Consider the following 14,549-nt stretch of genomic DNA (forward strand, 5'->3'; position numbering starts at 1 on the left):
ATGATGAACGCTGAAATTATTGGAGTCGGCTCTGAGCTGCTGCTTGGACAAATTGCCAATACAAACGCTCAGTATTTATCGAAAAAATTAGCCGAACTTGGAATTAATGTTTACTATCATACGGTAGTAGGAGATAATGCACAGCGCTTAAAAGAAGTGATTGCTACAGCTCAAACGCGTGCGGAGTTAATTATTTTCACAGGCGGGCTTGGTCCTACAAAAGATGATTTAACAAAAGAAACAATTGCGAGTGTGCTAGGAGTAGAGCTGACAACAAATGCAGAAGCCCTTGAAAGTATTGAAGCCTATTTCAAACAGTCAAATCGTATCATGACACCTAACAATAAAAAACAGGCAATTGTGCTAGAAGGTTCGGCAGTGCTCCCTAACGATTACGGAATGGCTCCAGGTATGGGGCTTACAGTAGAGGGAAAACACTATATGCTATTTCCAGGGCCTCCAAAAGAGCTTTATCCAATGTATGAATCGTATGGTCAAGAATTTTTAGCTCAAAAGCTTGAATTAAAAGAAAGTATTGAATCACGCGTTCTTCGCTTTTTCGGAATAGGAGAATCACAGCTTGAGACGGAAATTGAAGATTTGCTTGATGCACAAACCAACCCGACGATTGCACCGCTAGCAGGAGATGGGGAAGTGACGCTTCGCTTAACTGCTAAGCACGCTGATGCTGCTGAAGCACAGCGCATGTTAGACGAAGTGGAAAAAACCATTTCAGAGCGCGTAGGCGAGTATTTATATGGATACGAAGCAACTTCTTTACATAATGAATTGGTAAAAGAATTAACGGCACAAGGATTAACGATTGCTTCAGCCGAAAGTTTAACCGGCGGTTTATTCAGCGAACGTTTAACAACTGTTTCAGGTGCTGGAGAAGTTGTAAAAGGTAGCCTGGTCGCCTATCATTATGAAATCAAGCAAAATATTCTCGGAGTGAGCGAACACACGTTGAATCAGTACGGAGCCGTTAGCGAGCAGTGCGCGGCTGAAATGGCTCAGCGTATTCAACAGTTATACAAAACGGATATTGGCATCGGGTTTACAGGTGTAGCTGGACCCTCCAAACAAGAAGGACATCCTGTAGGAACAGTATATATAGGGGTAGCCTATAAAGATCAAGCTCCTCAAGTTTACAGCCTGCAGCTATCCGGAAGCCGCCAGGGGATTCGTTCACGAACGGTTAATTATGGCTGTCATTACGTATTAAAGATGATAAAGAAATAAAGAAAAAAGGCTGTTTGGTTTTTCCAAAACAGCCTTTTTTTTATAAAATAATAAACGAACATTTATTCGCTTTTTGCTTGTCAAACGACTCAAAAACTAGTATAGTAAGTTATAGAAAGTTGTTAATTCGACATTGCTACTACATCGTAGTAAGTTTGCAGTTTATAGATGATTTCAAAGAGATAGAGGAGGAAATTGAGTGAACGATCGTCAAGCAGCCCTTGATATGGCTTTAAAACAAATTGAAAAGCAATTTGGTAAAGGTTCAATTATGAAATTAGGTGAACAAACGGAAAAAAGAATTTCTACGATTCCAAGTGGTTCATTAGCGTTAGATATAGCTTTAGGTGTAGGTGGATATCCACGTGGACGTGTAGTTGAAGTATACGGTCCAGAAAGCTCAGGTAAAACAACAGTTGCTCTTCATGCGATTGCAGAAGTTCAACAGCAGGGCGGACAGGCTGCATTTATCGATGCGGAGCACGCGTTAGATCCTGTATATGCTCAAAAATTAGGTGTGAATATTGATGAGCTATTATTATCTCAGCCTGATACGGGAGAACAAGCTTTAGAAATCGCTGAAGCTTTAGTTCGAAGCGGTGCAGTAGATATTATTGTTGTTGACTCAGTAGCAGCATTAGTGCCAAAAGCGGAAATTGAAGGAGAAATGGGAGACTCTCACGTGGGTCTACAAGCTCGTTTAATGTCTCAAGCATTGCGTAAACTATCTGGAGCTATCAACAAGTCTAAAACAATCGCTATCTTTATTAACCAAATTCGTGAAAAAGTCGGCGTTATGTTTGGCAATCCTGAAACAACTCCTGGTGGACGTGCGCTTAAATTCTATTCTTCAGTGCGTCTAGAAGTGCGTCGTGCAGAGCAGTTAAAGCAAGGAAACGATATTGTAGGTAACAAAACAAGAATTAAAGTTGTGAAAAACAAAGTAGCTCCGCCTTTCCGTGCTGCTGAAGTAGATATTATGTACGGAGAAGGTATTTCAAAAGAGGGAGAAATTTTGGATATCGCTTCTGAACTAGATATTGTTCAAAAAAGTGGATCTTGGTATTCATATAATGACGAGCGTCTAGGTCAAGGTCGTGAAAATGCAAAACAATTCTTAAAAGAAAATACTGATATTCGTCAGGAAATTGCGGGACAAGTGCGTGAACATCATGGTTTAGATCAAGATGGAGAGCCAGCTCCTGAGGATGACGATCAAAGCGATTTAAATATTTAATTTGCTGCGAGATAAAAAAAGACTCCTCTATTTCAAAGAAGGGGTCTTTTTTTTGTAAAAATTGTTAATGCTAGAAAAGTAACATACGAAATTTCAATATATACTGTAGAGGCAGGCTTGACAATAAAAATGCACAGATTTACAATTAAGATGTATATTTTCCCTTTTTAAAACATTTTAGCGTTTAAAAGCCTTTGTGTGTATATTGAAAGGTGAATACGATGTACATGCCGACATGAAATTTAAAACTTACAAGTTTATAGCAAGGGGAGGTGAAATGATGGATACTAATACAATCATCTTCGCTTTGCTTGGCCTAATCGTCGGTGCAGTTGTTGGCTTTTTTGTTTGTAAATCGATTGCTGAAGCTAAAATTGCGGGAGCAAAGTCTAGTGCAGAACAAATTATTGATGAAGGAACCCGCGAGGCGGAAGCTTTGAAAAAAGAAGCTTTACTAGAAGCGAAGGATGAAATCCATCAGCTTCGTACAGAGGCAGAACAAGATATTCGTGATCGTCGAGCAGAACTTCAAAAACAAGAAAATCGATTAATGCAAAAAGAGGAAAATCTTGATCGTAAAGACGAATCACTTGATAAACGTGAAGCGTTACTTGAAAAGAAAGATGATTCTCTTACTGTTAAACAACAGCATATTGAAGAGATGGAAAGCAAAGTTGAAGAAGTAGTACGTGCACAGCAAACAGAGCTAGAGCGCATTTCAAGCTTAACAAGAGAAGATGCAAGAGCGATTATTTTAGATCGTGTTGAAAATGAACTTTCCCACGACATTGCAATAATGGTAAAAGAAACAGAAAACCGTGCAAAAGAAGACGCCGATAAAAAGGCGAAAGAAATTCTTTCACTTGCTATTCAGCGTTGCGCAGCAGATCATGTTGCTGAAACGACTGTCTCAGTTGTTAACTTGCCGAATGACGAAATGAAAGGCCGAATTATCGGTCGAGAAGGTCGAAACATCCGTACGCTTGAAACTTTGACAGGAATTGATCTTATTATTGATGATACGCCAGAAGCAGTTATTTTATCAGGATTTGACCCGATTCGTCGTGAGACAGCAAGAATTGCACTTGATAAACTCGTTCAAGATGGTCGTATCCATCCCGCGCGTATTGAAGAAATGGTTGAAAAATCTCGCCGTGAAGTGGACGAATATATTCGTGAAGTTGGTGAACAAACGACGTTTGAAGTCGGTGTTCACGGGTTGCACCCAGACTTGATGAAAATTCTTGGTCGCTTAAAATTCAGAACAAGCTATGGTCAAAATGTGCTGAAACATTCAATGGAAGTAGCGCATTTATCAGGACTTATGGCTGCTGAATTAGGTGAAGATGAAACGTTAGCCAAACGAGCAGGATTGTTACATGATATTGGTAAAGCGATTGATCATGAGGTAGAAGGAAGTCACGTAGAAATCGGTGTTGAATTAGCTACAAAGTATAAAGAACATCCGGTTGTTATTAACGCGATTGCTTCTCACCATGGAGATACAGAGCCAACATCAATCATTGCTGTACTAGTTGCAGCAGCGGATGCATTATCTGCTGCAAGACCAGGTGCTCGTAGTGAGACGTTAGAAAACTACATTCGTCGTCTTGAAAAGTTAGAAGAAATTTCAGAGTCTTATGAAGGCGTTGAAAAATCATTTGCGATTCAAGCAGGGCGTGAAGTTCGTATTATGGTGAAACCAGATACGATTGGTGATCTAGAAGCGCATCGACTTGCTCGAGATATCCGAAAACGAATTGAAGATGAGCTGGATTATCCTGGCCACATCAAAGTAACCGTTATTCGTGAAACAAGAGCAGTAGAGTATGCAAAATAAAAATGAAGTGGCGTTTCGCCACTTTATTTTTTTTCGTAGAGATGAAGATGCAGATTAAGAATGAAGTATAGGAGCTTTTACATGAGAATTTTATTTATTGGAGACGTAGTTGGTTCTCCAGGCCGTGAAATGGTTGAAGAATATTTACCAAGATTAAAAAGAAAATACTCTCCGGGACTTACAATTGTGAATGGAGAAAATGCAGCTTCAGGAAAAGGCATTACTGAAAAGATTTATCGTCAGTTCTTGCAAGCAGGAGCTAACATTATTACCCTTGGTAACCACGCGTGGGACAAACGTGAAATTTTTGATTTTATTGACGATGCAAAAAATCTTGTTCGTCCTGCTAATTTTCCTGAAGGTACACCGGGCAAGGGAATTACGTATTTTACGTATAATCAGCTTGAGGTAGCCGTGATTAATTTACAAGGGCGCACGTTTATGGCCCCGCTTGATTGTCCATTTCAAAAAGCAGATGAACTGATTGAAGAAGCACGTCAGCGCACTTCGCTTATTTTTATTGATTTTCATGCTGAAACAACAAGTGAAAAGCAAGCGATTAGCTGGTATGTGGACGGTCGTGTCAGCGCTGTTGTCGGCACTCATACGCACGTTCAAACAGCTGACAATCGTATATTGCCAAAAGGAACAGCTTACATCTCTGACGTAGGAATGACGGGACCATATGACGGCATTTTAGGGATGGAGCGCGAAGCTGTTATTAAGCGTTTTTTAACGTCTCTTCCTGTTCGATTTGAAGTGCCAAAAGAAGGAAGAACACAGCTTAGTGGAATCGTTATTGATATTGATCAAAAGACGGGGAAAGCAACAAAAACAGAGCGGATTTTAATTAACGAAGACCATCCGTTTTTTGAGTAAAGGGAAAAAGTCAATGTGTCGAAAGACGATACGTTGGCTTTTTTATTTTGTCAAAAACGTAAAAAGAAAAAAGAAAGGTGTAGAAATATAAGTTTTTGAATATTTAGGAAAAACAAGCAGGAATACGTTTGACATATCGTGAATATAGTAACATTGAAATCAATTAAGTCATTGGTCTAATGATCTCTCATCATACATTGTAAAGAATAAGGAGGAGCTAGATATGGAAATATTAAAAGTTTCAGCAAAGTCTAATCCAAATTCAGTTGCTGGTGCCTTAGCAGGCGTACTGCGCGAACGCGGCGCAGCAGAAATTCAAGCCATTGGGGCCGGGGCGCTTAATCAAGCAGTAAAAGCTGTAGCAATCGCAAGAGGGTTCGTTGCACCAAGTGGGGTTGATTTAATCTGCATCCCAGCTTTTACAGATATTCAAATTGATGGAGAAGAGCGAACAGCCATTAAATTAATTGTAGAGCCGCGATAATTATAAAAACCACGGACCTGTAAAGCATAGAAGCCAAACAGGTCCTTTTTGTATAGAGTTAAAGGGGTGTGGGTTGTGATATTTGATGCTCATTGTGATGTATTGATGAAACTCTGGTTAAATAAACGTTTATCTTTTACATATGATTCAGCGCTGCATGTGACGTTAGAAGGAATAAAAAAAGCAAAAGGGAAAGTTCAGCTATTCGCTATTTATATTCCAGAAGCGGTTCCCGCAGCTCAGCGCTTTGACGTTGCGTTAGAAATGATCCAGCTGTTTCAGAGTCATATTTTATCGCTTCCCGGTGTGAAATGGGTTCGTTCAAAACGCGATATAGATAGCTTGAAAAAAGGTGAAATAGGAGCAATGCTGACGCTTGAAGGCTGCGATGCCATTGATACAAGTTTAGTTCGCTTAAAGACGCTTTTTTCACTGGGTGTACGCTCAGTAGGTTTGACATGGAATTACAGCAATGCCGTGTGTGACGGGATTTTAGAACCTCGAGGCGCGGGGTTATCTTCTTTTGGAAGAGAAGTTGTTGAATTGAATAATGAACATAAAGTGTGGACGGATGTCTCTCATTTATCGGTAAGAGGTTTTTGGGATGTGATTGAGCTGGCGCAATATGTAGTGGCTACTCATTCCAATTCGCACGTATTGTGTTCTCATCCCCGGAATTTAAGAGACGATCAAATTCATGCTTTAATAAAGCGAAACGGCGTGATTGGCATTACGTTTGTGCCTGAATTTTTAACGAGTTCTGCCAAAGCGCAAATAGCGGATGTGATTCGTCATCTTGATTACATGTGTGAAAGAGGAGGCGAATACGCCGTTGGTTTTGGCTCTGACTTTGACGGCATTGACAAAACGGTTCATCGTCTCGGAAGATATGAACAGTATACGAATTTAATCGAAGAGCTCCTTAAGCATTACACTGAAGAGCAGGTAAAACGTTTTCTGTTTCAAAACTTTGCTGATCGTGTATGCAACTAATAAAAAAAGAGCTTTTTCTTCTTGGAAAAGCTCTTTTTTATAGAAGTTATTTATATACTAATGCCTCATGTGAAGGCAGAAAAGATCATTAAAAAACTTCATCTTATTCATTAAATATAAATATAATTAAAACGATTGAGAATTCAATGGAAAGGGTTGCATTTTTCTGGCAATCGGAATAAAATTGAAAACGGATTATGGAGCTGCTCAAGCAGAAACGTATCCTGCACAGCGACAAGGTGCTGTGGGAGTTTTGCAGATGATTTTGGTTCGTGAAATGCAGAAGCAAATGAAATCGTTTGCTAATTTACTTTTTTCAGTTTTTATCAATAAAATAGATTTCTATATTATGAGCAATTAAAGGAGTGGCGTTGATTTATGGTACAGCAACTTTCATGGAAAGTTGGCGGACAGCAGGGTGAGGGAATCGAAAGTACGGGAGAAATCTTTTCAACCGCTTTAAATCGATTAGGTTATTACTTATACGGCTATCGTCATTTTTCTTCTCGTATCAAAGGTGGACATACAAATAATAAGATCCGAGTGAGTACAACTCAGGTTCGATCTGTGTCAGATGATTTGGATATTTTAGTTGCGTTCGATCAGGAAACAATTGATGTAAATGTCCATGAGCTGCGCGTAGGAGGCGTTGTAATTGCAGATGCGAAATTCAACCCAAGTCTGCCCGAAACATGTACAACTGCTACGCTATATGCTGTTCCGTTTACGGAAATTGCAACGGAATTAGGAACGTCGCTAATGAAGAACATGGTTGCTGTAGGCGCTTCGAGTGCTGTGCTTCATATTGACACAGAAGTATTTGAAGAAGTAGTGCTTGAAATCTTCGGTAAAAAGGGCCAAAAAGTTGTACAAAAAAACATGGAAGCTATTAAAAAAGGTGCAGATTACATTCGTGAACAGCTAGGCGAACAATTAGAAACCATGAAACTAGATCCAGCGGATGGTAAAAAACGTATGTTTATGATTGGAAACGATGCGATTGCGCTAGGCGCTTTAGCCGGTGGGGCTCGTTTTATGCCAGCATATCCAATTACCCCTGCTTCGGAAATCATGGAATACTTAATTAAAAAGCTTCCTCAATTCGGTGGAACCGTTATTCAAACAGAAGATGAAATCGCAGCATGTACGATGGCTATCGGAGCTAACTATGCAGGCGTACGTGCGCTGACAGCATCAGCTGGACCTGGCCTATCATTAATGATGGAGTCGATTGGATTAGCGGGCATCACTGAGCAGCCTGTTGTGATTATCGATACGCAGCGCGGCGGTCCAAGTACAGGGCTTCCAACTAAGCAAGAACAGTCTGATTTAATGGCCATGATTTACGGTACGCACGGTGAAATTCCGAAGATTGTCATGGCGCCAAGTACGGTTGAAGAAGCATTCTACGATACGATTGAAGCGTTTAACTTAGCAGAAGAATATCAGTGTCCAGTTATTATGCTAACGGATTTACAGCTTTCACTTGGGAAGCAATCAGTAGAACCGCTTGACTATAACCGCGTTGAAATCCGCCGCGGTAAGCTTCAGCAAGGAGAGCTAGAAGAGCTGGAAGAAAAACAGTACTACAAGCGCTACCGCGTAACAGAAGATGGCGTATCACCACGCGTCATTCCAGGAATGAAGCATGGAATTCATCACGTAACGGGAGTAGAACATGATGAGACAGGAAAGCCATCTGAATCTCCGGTGAACCGCGATGATCAAATGAATAAGCGTCTTCGTAAAACAAAAGGAATTCGTTTTAATATGCCAATTCATGTTCACTCTCATGAAAAAGAGTCTGATATTTTATTTGTTGGATTTAATTCGACGCGTGGAGTTATTGAAGAGGCAATGGAACGTTTGGAACAGGACGGTATAAAAGTAAATCACGCTCACATTCGTTTAATTCATCCTTTCCCAGCTGACGAACTGCTTCCTTACGTACAAGGAGCTAAAAAAGTAGTCGTCGTTGAAAACAATGCTACTGGACAGCTTGCTAATATTTTAAAAATGAATATCGCAAGTCATGATAAAATTCAAAGCGTATTGAAGTACGATGGAAATCCATTTCTTCCGCAAGAAGTATACGCAAAAAGTAAGGAGATGTTTGTGTTAAATGGCAACGTTTAAAGATTTTCGTAACAGTGTAAAACCTAACTGGTGTCCGGGGTGTGGAGATTTCTCCGTACAAGCAGCCATTCAACGCGCATCTGCTAACGTAGGTTTAGAACCTCATGAGCTTGCTGTTATTTCAGGTATTGGATGTTCTGGACGTATCTCTGGTTATATTAATTCATATGGTTTTCATGGTATTCACGGGCGTGCGCTTCCAATCGCTCAAGGTGTAAAAATGGCTAATCGTGACTTAACCGTTATCGCATCTGGCGGTGATGGAGATGGGTTCGCTATCGGTATGGGACACACGGTACATGCGATTCGCCGAAACATCGATGTAACGTATATCGTAATGGATAACCAAATCTATGGTTTAACAAAAGGACAAACATCTCCTCGCAGTGAAGTAGGATTCAAGACAAAAAGTACGCCTGAAGGATCAATCGAGTCGTCTTTATCTGTCATGGAGCTTGCGTTAACTTCTGGAGCAACGTTTGTGGCGCAAAGCTTTTCAACGAATTTAAAAGAGTTAACAAGCTTAATTGAACAAGGCATCCAGCATAAAGGTTTTTCTTTAATTAACGTATTTAGCCCGTGCGTAACGTATAACAAAGTGAACACGTATGATTGGTTTAAAGAAAACCTAACTAGTCTTAGCACAATTGAAGGTTATGATGCAAACAATCGTATGCAAGCTATGCAGACGTTAATGGAGCATAACGGCTTAGTAACAGGGCTTATTTATCAAAATGCGCATCAGCCGTCGTATCAGCAGCTTGTTCACGGTTATAGTGAAGAGCCGCTGTCAAAAGCAGACTTAGGTATGACTGAGGAAAAATTTGATGAGCTAGTAGCTGAATTTATGTAAAAGAGGCTGCAATAAAAGCAGTTTAGTAGAGGGAAAATCCGAACGGTGAACTGAGATTCTTGATGGAGAATCCAACTCGTTCGGATTTTTTCATAGTGATAGCGAACGTAGGTTTCATATAGGTGGTGCCTTCTGGCTGTTGAGTGGAGAGTAAGGTGAAGGCCCTTGCGGGAAAAGGGAAATAGGTGAGAACTCGCGGGAGCGGAAGCGACAAGGAAGCTCATCGGCTGCTCGCGGAAAGCGAAGTCTTGCACGGAAATCAACAGGGGTGGAATAAGCGATTTACATGAACTCTTTTATACCATTTGTTCGTCTCTAAAATAGATTAATTTAGTTATGTATCAATCTCTTTTTGTGATTTAATAAATGTTTCGAAAGTCGAATGAAATTTTAACGAAACAGGTATAGAAAATAGGTATATGATTGTGTTCGCTACTTGAAAGTTATATACTATGTTAATGTGATGAGTTTTATGCATAAGCATAAAGCTGTCACATTTTTTTGCGATTTACAGGTGCAACGTGACAATTGTCATGGCGAAAGGAGATTTTTTTATGAACGAAAAACAACGTTTAGAAAGCAACCAAGTTAATCCAGCGGACAAAAAATCCGAAAAGGATTACAGCAAATATTTTCAAACAGTATACATGCCACCTTCTTTAAAAGATGCGAAAAAACGAGGAAAAGAAGAAGTTTCCTATCACAATGATTTTGCAATCGATGAACAGTTTCACGGGATGGGACAAGGACGTAAGTTTTATATCCGTACGTACGGCTGTCAAATGAATGAGCACGATACAGAAGTAATGGCTGGTATTTTTCTAGGCCTTGGCTACGAGCCAACTGACTCTGTTGAAGATGCTCATGTTATTTTATTGAATACGTGTGCGATCCGTGAAAATGCGGAAAATAAAGTGTTTGGTGAATTAGGACACTTGAAGGCCTTAAAGCGCGAACGCCCTGAGCTATTGATCGGCGTCTGCGGATGTATGTCTCAAGAAGAGTCAGTTGTAAATAAAATTTTACAAAAACATCAGCACGTGGATATGATTTTTGGTACACACAACATTCACCGTTTGCCTCACATTTTAAACGAAGCATACTTAGCAAAAGAAATGGTGATTGAAGTATGGTCTAAAGAAGGGGACGTTATTGAAAACCTTCCAAGAGCACGTAAAGGCAGCGTCAAAGCATGGGTTAACATCATGTACGGCTGTGACAAGTTCTGTACGTACTGTATCGTTCCGTATACGCGAGGAAAAGAACGAAGCCGCCGTCCAGAAGACATTATCCAAGAAGTACGTCATTTAGCTGCTCAAGGCTACAAAGAAATTACGCTTTTAGGTCAAAATGTTAATGCATACGGAAAAGATTTTGAAGACATCACATACGGCTTAGGCGACTTAATGGACGAAATCCGTAAAATTGACGTTGCTCGTATCCGTTTTACAACAAGTCATCCTCGCGACTTTGATGACCGTTTAATTGAAGTTCTTGCTAAAGGCGGAAATCTTGTCGACCACATTCACTTGCCTGTTCAATCAGGAAGCAGCGATATCTTGAAAATTATGGCACGAAAATATTCTCGTGAACATTATTTAGAGCTTGTTCGTAAAATTAAAGAAGCCATTCCAACAGCATCATTAACAACTGATATTATTGTGGGTTTCCCAAATGAAACGGATGAGCAGTTTGAAGAAACAATGTCACTATATCGTGAGGTTGAATTCGATAGTGCTTATACATTTATCTATTCACCTCGTGAAGGTACGCCAGCTGCTAAGATGCAAGACAACGTACCAATGGAAGTGAAAAAAGAGCGCCTTCAGCGCTTAAATGCTCTTGTAAATGAAATTTCTGCAAAGAAATTGAAGGAATATGAAGGTAAAGTTGTCGAAGTATTAGTAGAAGGTGAAAGTAAAAATAATCCGGAAGTATTAGCAGGCTACACGGAAAAAAGTAAGCTTGTAAACTTCAAAGCACCTAAGTCAGTGATTGGGCAACTTGTAAAAGTAAAAGTTACAAAAGCCAAAACATGGACGCTAAACGGGGAAATGGTAGAAGAAACAGCAGAGGTGAAGTAATATGGCGCAGTATAACAAGAGTGACGTAATTAAACGTGCTCAAGAGCTGGCAAAAATGATTGCTGAAACGGAAGAAGTAGATTTCTTCAAGCGTGCCGAAGCTCAGCTTAACGAAAATCAAAAAGTGCGTGAAACCATTGCAAGCATTAAAAGTTTGCAAAAACAAGCTGTTAATTTCCAACATTATGGTAAAACAGAAGCGTTAAAACAAGTGGAGGCAAAAATCGATCGCTTACAGGAAGAGCTGGACGAACTGCCGATTATTCAGCAGTTTCAAGAGTCTCAAATAAACGTGAATGATTTGCTTCAACTTGTTGCTAACACTATTTCAAACACAGTAACGGATGAAATTATTGTGTCAACAGATGGTGATTTACTGCGCGGTGAAACAGGTTCACAGGTGCGAAACAGCCCTGGATCTAGCTGCTCATAAAGAAAAAATGCCTCAGCAATTTGCTGAGGCATTTTTTTGTGCATCTCATGGCATGAAAATTGGGCAGATTTTCTCTCTAATAATTGTCACGTTTTTCTATATCCTTGCATACAATGGAACATAGGTTTTTTATGCCTTAAACCTAGTTTCTTAAAAATAATGTGCAAACAAGTGAATGAGCCTGCATAGGATGAAATGAAGATAGTTTGAGGAGGGTATGCTCACATGTCACAACACTATAGAGAAATTATTACAAAAGCAGTCGTAGGTAAAGGTCGCAAGTTTACACAATCGTCTCATACGCTTGCACCGAAAAATCGACCAACAAGCATCTTAGGGTGCTGGGTGATTAACCATGAGTACAAAGCAAAGAAAAGCGGCAGCAATGTAGAAGTTGACGGCAGATATGATATTAACATCTGGTATTCGTACAATAATAATACAAAAACCGAAGTTTGGACGGAAACCGTATCATACAAAGATAATATTAAGCTGCGCTATAAAGACGAAGATTCGATTGGAGACGATTACGAAGTAATTGTTCGCGTGCTGCAGCAGCCAAATTGCCTAGAGTGCACAATTTCACCAAATGGCAATAAAACGATTGTTCAAGTAGAGAGAGAATTGTTGGCGGAAGTGATTGGCGAAACCAAGGTTTGTGTTGCAGTAAATCCGAAAGGCTGCGATGATGAAGACGAGTTTGATTTAGACGTAGATGACGATGAATTTGAAGATTTGGATCCTGATTTTATATTAGGGGACGATGAGTAACTAGGAAGAAGTTCTTCCTAGTTTTTTTATTTTTACTATTTTAAGAAAATTCTTATAAAAATAAAAAAATATATTGCTTTTTGTCGAATCCACAGTGTATAGTAAATCTAAAGAAAATAATGCATTAATTTTCAGAAAATTTAGTTATATCAGATAAGTATTTCTTGGGGGTTTACTATGAGCTTATTTCGTAAAAAATCAATTCAAACGTTAATTAGTGAAACCAACTCTAAAGGTGTTAAATTAAAAAAGGATTTAGGCGCTTTCGATTTAACAATGTTAGGAATTGGAGCTATTATCGGAACCGGAATTTTTGTATTAACGGGCGTAGCCGCCGCTGAACATGCCGGTCCAGCTTTAGTTATATCTTTCATTATGTCAGGACTTGCGTGTGTGTTTGCAGCTCTTTGTTATGCAGAGTTTGCCTCAACAGTTCCCGTTTCAGGAAGTGCATACACTTACAGTTATGCAACATTTGGTGAATTAATCGCTTGGATTTTAGGATGGGATCTTATCTTGGAATACGGTCTTGCTTCTTCTGCTGTAGCCAGCGGATGGTCCGGGTATTTCCAAGGATTACTAGCAGGGTTTGGCATACATTTTCCAAAAGCTTTAACGAGTGCATATAATCCTGCAAACGGCACGTATATTGATATTCCAGCAATTATGATCGTATTTTTAATCACATTACTTTTAACGCAAGGAGTAAAAAAATCTTCACGTTTTAATGCTATCATGGTTATTATTAAACTGGCTGTTGTACTCCTGTTTATCGGGGTAGGAGTTAGCTATGTTAAACCAGAAAACTGGACGCCGTTTATGCCGTTTGGTTTCTCGGGAGTAGCGACAGGAGCAGCAACTGTATTCTTCGCCTACATTGGGTTTGATGCTGTAGCAACAGCGGCCGAGGAAGTACGCAAGCCTCAGCGGGATATGCCAATTGGAATTATCGCATCTCTTGCGATTTGTACAGTCCTTTATATCGTCGTATCGCTTATCTTAACAGGAATCGTACCTTATACAGAATTAAATGTTAAAAACCCTGTAGCATTTGCTTTAAGCTACATTAACCAAGACTGGGTAGCAGGATTTATTTCATTAGGCGCAATTGTTGGTATTACAACGGTATTACTCGTTATGATGTATGGACAAACTCGTTTATTTTATGCGATCAGTCGAGATGGTCTATTGCCGAAGCCTTTTTCAAAAATCAGTGAGAAAAAACAAACGCCGGTAGTAAATACGTGGATTACATGTTTACTAGTATCCATCTTCTCTGGTTTAGTACCATTAGGAAGATTAGCAGAGTTAACAAACATCGGTACTCTTTTTGCTTTCATGACCGTATCAATTGGAATTTTATATTTACGTAAATCAAAACAAACTTCAGAATCGACTGGTTTCCGCGTACCGTTCGTGCCGGTGATTCCAATTTTAGCTTTTGTGTTCTGTTTATACTTAGCACTTCAGCTTCCAAAATTAACATGGATTAGTTTCGTAATTTGGCTTGTACTAGGGCTGGTGGTTTACTTCTTATACGGACGTAAGCATAGTCATTTGAACAGCAGTAAATAATGAAAAGCTTCGGACAAGCTTC

13 protein-coding genes are annotated in these 14,549 nt (G+C 39.7%); all 13 read left to right on the top strand.

Annotated features, from left to right (window positions below):
* Positions 1 to 1,242, top strand: coding sequence for a competence/damage-inducible protein A (locus ACFX4E_RS03915; protein WP_028410856.1), 1,242 nt, complete (start codon positions 1 to 3; stop codon positions 1,240 to 1,242).
* A gap of 199 nt (positions 1,243 to 1,441) precedes the next feature.
* Positions 1,442 to 2,479: a recombinase RecA gene (gene recA, locus ACFX4E_RS03920; RefSeq protein ID WP_028410857.1), complete on the top strand. Its 1,038-nt coding sequence runs from the start codon at positions 1,442 to 1,444 to the stop codon at positions 2,477 to 2,479.
* Between the two features lie 280 nt (positions 2,480 to 2,759).
* On the top strand, positions 2,760 to 4,319 hold the full coding sequence (gene rny / locus ACFX4E_RS03925) for a ribonuclease Y (protein WP_013058803.1): 1,560 nt from the start codon (positions 2,760 to 2,762) through the stop codon (positions 4,317 to 4,319).
* Between the two features lie 81 nt (positions 4,320 to 4,400).
* Positions 4,401 to 5,198, top strand: a complete 798-nt coding sequence (locus ACFX4E_RS03930; protein WP_025750269.1) for a TIGR00282 family metallophosphoesterase — start codon at positions 4,401 to 4,403, stop codon at positions 5,196 to 5,198.
* A 223-nt stretch (positions 5,199 to 5,421) separates the two neighbouring features.
* Entirely contained in the window at positions 5,422 to 5,682 is a 261-nt protein-coding gene (gene spoVS, locus ACFX4E_RS03935) for a stage V sporulation protein SpoVS (protein WP_003181955.1), read from the top strand.
* 75 nt (positions 5,683 to 5,757) lie between these two features.
* The gene (locus ACFX4E_RS03940) at positions 5,758 to 6,675 is read left to right on the top strand and encodes a dipeptidase (RefSeq protein ID WP_098526095.1); all 918 of its coding nucleotides are present in this window, start codon (positions 5,758 to 5,760) and stop codon (positions 6,673 to 6,675) included.
* A 184-nt stretch (positions 6,676 to 6,859) separates the two neighbouring features.
* Positions 6,860 to 7,036 carry a hypothetical protein gene (locus ACFX4E_RS03945; protein WP_162871443.1) on the top strand — a complete coding sequence of 59 codons (177 nt, stop codon included), beginning with the start codon at positions 6,860 to 6,862 and terminating at the stop codon, positions 7,034 to 7,036.
* A 17-nt stretch (positions 7,037 to 7,053) separates the two neighbouring features.
* Positions 7,054 to 8,811 carry a 2-oxoacid:acceptor oxidoreductase subunit alpha gene (locus tag ACFX4E_RS03950; protein WP_098331917.1) on the top strand — a complete coding sequence of 586 codons (1,758 nt, stop codon included), beginning with the start codon at positions 7,054 to 7,056 and terminating at the stop codon, positions 8,809 to 8,811.
* Positions 8,798 to 9,664 (top strand): 2-oxoacid:ferredoxin oxidoreductase subunit beta, encoded by an 867-nt coding sequence (locus ACFX4E_RS03955; RefSeq protein ID WP_013058799.1) that lies wholly within the window; start codon positions 8,798 to 8,800, stop codon positions 9,662 to 9,664. The genes ACFX4E_RS03950 and ACFX4E_RS03955 overlap by 14 nt, the downstream gene beginning before the upstream one ends.
* A gap of 554 nt (positions 9,665 to 10,218) precedes the next feature.
* A complete protein-coding gene (miaB, locus tag ACFX4E_RS03960) occupies positions 10,219 to 11,748 on the top strand; it encodes a tRNA (N6-isopentenyl adenosine(37)-C2)-methylthiotransferase MiaB (protein WP_013084741.1) in 1,530 nt (509 codons plus the stop codon).
* A gap of 1 nt (position 11,749) precedes the next feature.
* Complete coding sequence (locus ACFX4E_RS03965; RefSeq protein WP_013058797.1) at positions 11,750 to 12,181, top strand: YlbF/YmcA family competence regulator; 432 nt, start codon at positions 11,750 to 11,752, stop codon at positions 12,179 to 12,181.
* A 225-nt stretch (positions 12,182 to 12,406) separates the two neighbouring features.
* Complete coding sequence (locus ACFX4E_RS03970) at positions 12,407 to 12,952, top strand: outer spore coat protein CotE (RefSeq protein ID WP_013058796.1); 546 nt, start codon at positions 12,407 to 12,409, stop codon at positions 12,950 to 12,952.
* 177 nt (positions 12,953 to 13,129) lie between these two features.
* Positions 13,130 to 14,527: a branched-chain amino acid transporter BcaP gene (bcaP, locus tag ACFX4E_RS03975; protein ID WP_013084740.1), complete on the top strand. Its 1,398-nt coding sequence runs from the start codon at positions 13,130 to 13,132 to the stop codon at positions 14,525 to 14,527.
* The last annotated feature ends 22 nt before the right edge of the window (positions 14,528 to 14,549 follow it).

This window comes from Priestia sp. YIM B13491 (assembly GCF_042787605.1).
Taxonomy (GTDB): Bacteria; Bacillota; Bacilli; order Bacillales; family Bacillaceae_H; genus Priestia; species Priestia megaterium_E.

What these genes read in the sequence shown, in the direction of transcription:
- ACFX4E_RS03955 (WP_013058799.1), top strand. Translation starts at nt 8,798, where the DNA reads ATGGCAACGTTTAAAGATTTTCGTAACAGTGTAAAACCTAACTGGTGT.
- ACFX4E_RS03965 (WP_013058797.1), top strand. Translation starts at nt 11,750, where the DNA reads ATGGCGCAGTATAACAAGAGTGACGTAATTAAACGTGCTCAAGAGCTG.
- miaB (WP_013084741.1), top strand. Translation starts at nt 10,219, where the DNA reads ATGAACGAAAAACAACGTTTAGAAAGCAACCAAGTTAATCCAGCGGAC.
- ACFX4E_RS03950 (WP_098331917.1), top strand. Translation starts at nt 7,054, where the DNA reads ATGGTACAGCAACTTTCATGGAAAGTTGGCGGACAGCAGGGTGAGGGA.
- ACFX4E_RS03970 (WP_013058796.1), top strand. Translation starts at nt 12,407, where the DNA reads ATGTCACAACACTATAGAGAAATTATTACAAAAGCAGTCGTAGGTAAA.
- bcaP (WP_013084740.1), top strand. Translation starts at nt 13,130, where the DNA reads ATGAGCTTATTTCGTAAAAAATCAATTCAAACGTTAATTAGTGAAACC.
- ACFX4E_RS03930 (WP_025750269.1), top strand. Translation starts at nt 4,401, where the DNA reads ATGAGAATTTTATTTATTGGAGACGTAGTTGGTTCTCCAGGCCGTGAA.
- spoVS (WP_003181955.1), top strand. Translation starts at nt 5,422, where the DNA reads ATGGAAATATTAAAAGTTTCAGCAAAGTCTAATCCAAATTCAGTTGCT.
- ACFX4E_RS03915 (WP_028410856.1), top strand. Translation starts at nt 1, where the DNA reads ATGATGAACGCTGAAATTATTGGAGTCGGCTCTGAGCTGCTGCTTGGA.
- rny (WP_013058803.1), top strand. Translation starts at nt 2,760, where the DNA reads ATGGATACTAATACAATCATCTTCGCTTTGCTTGGCCTAATCGTCGGT.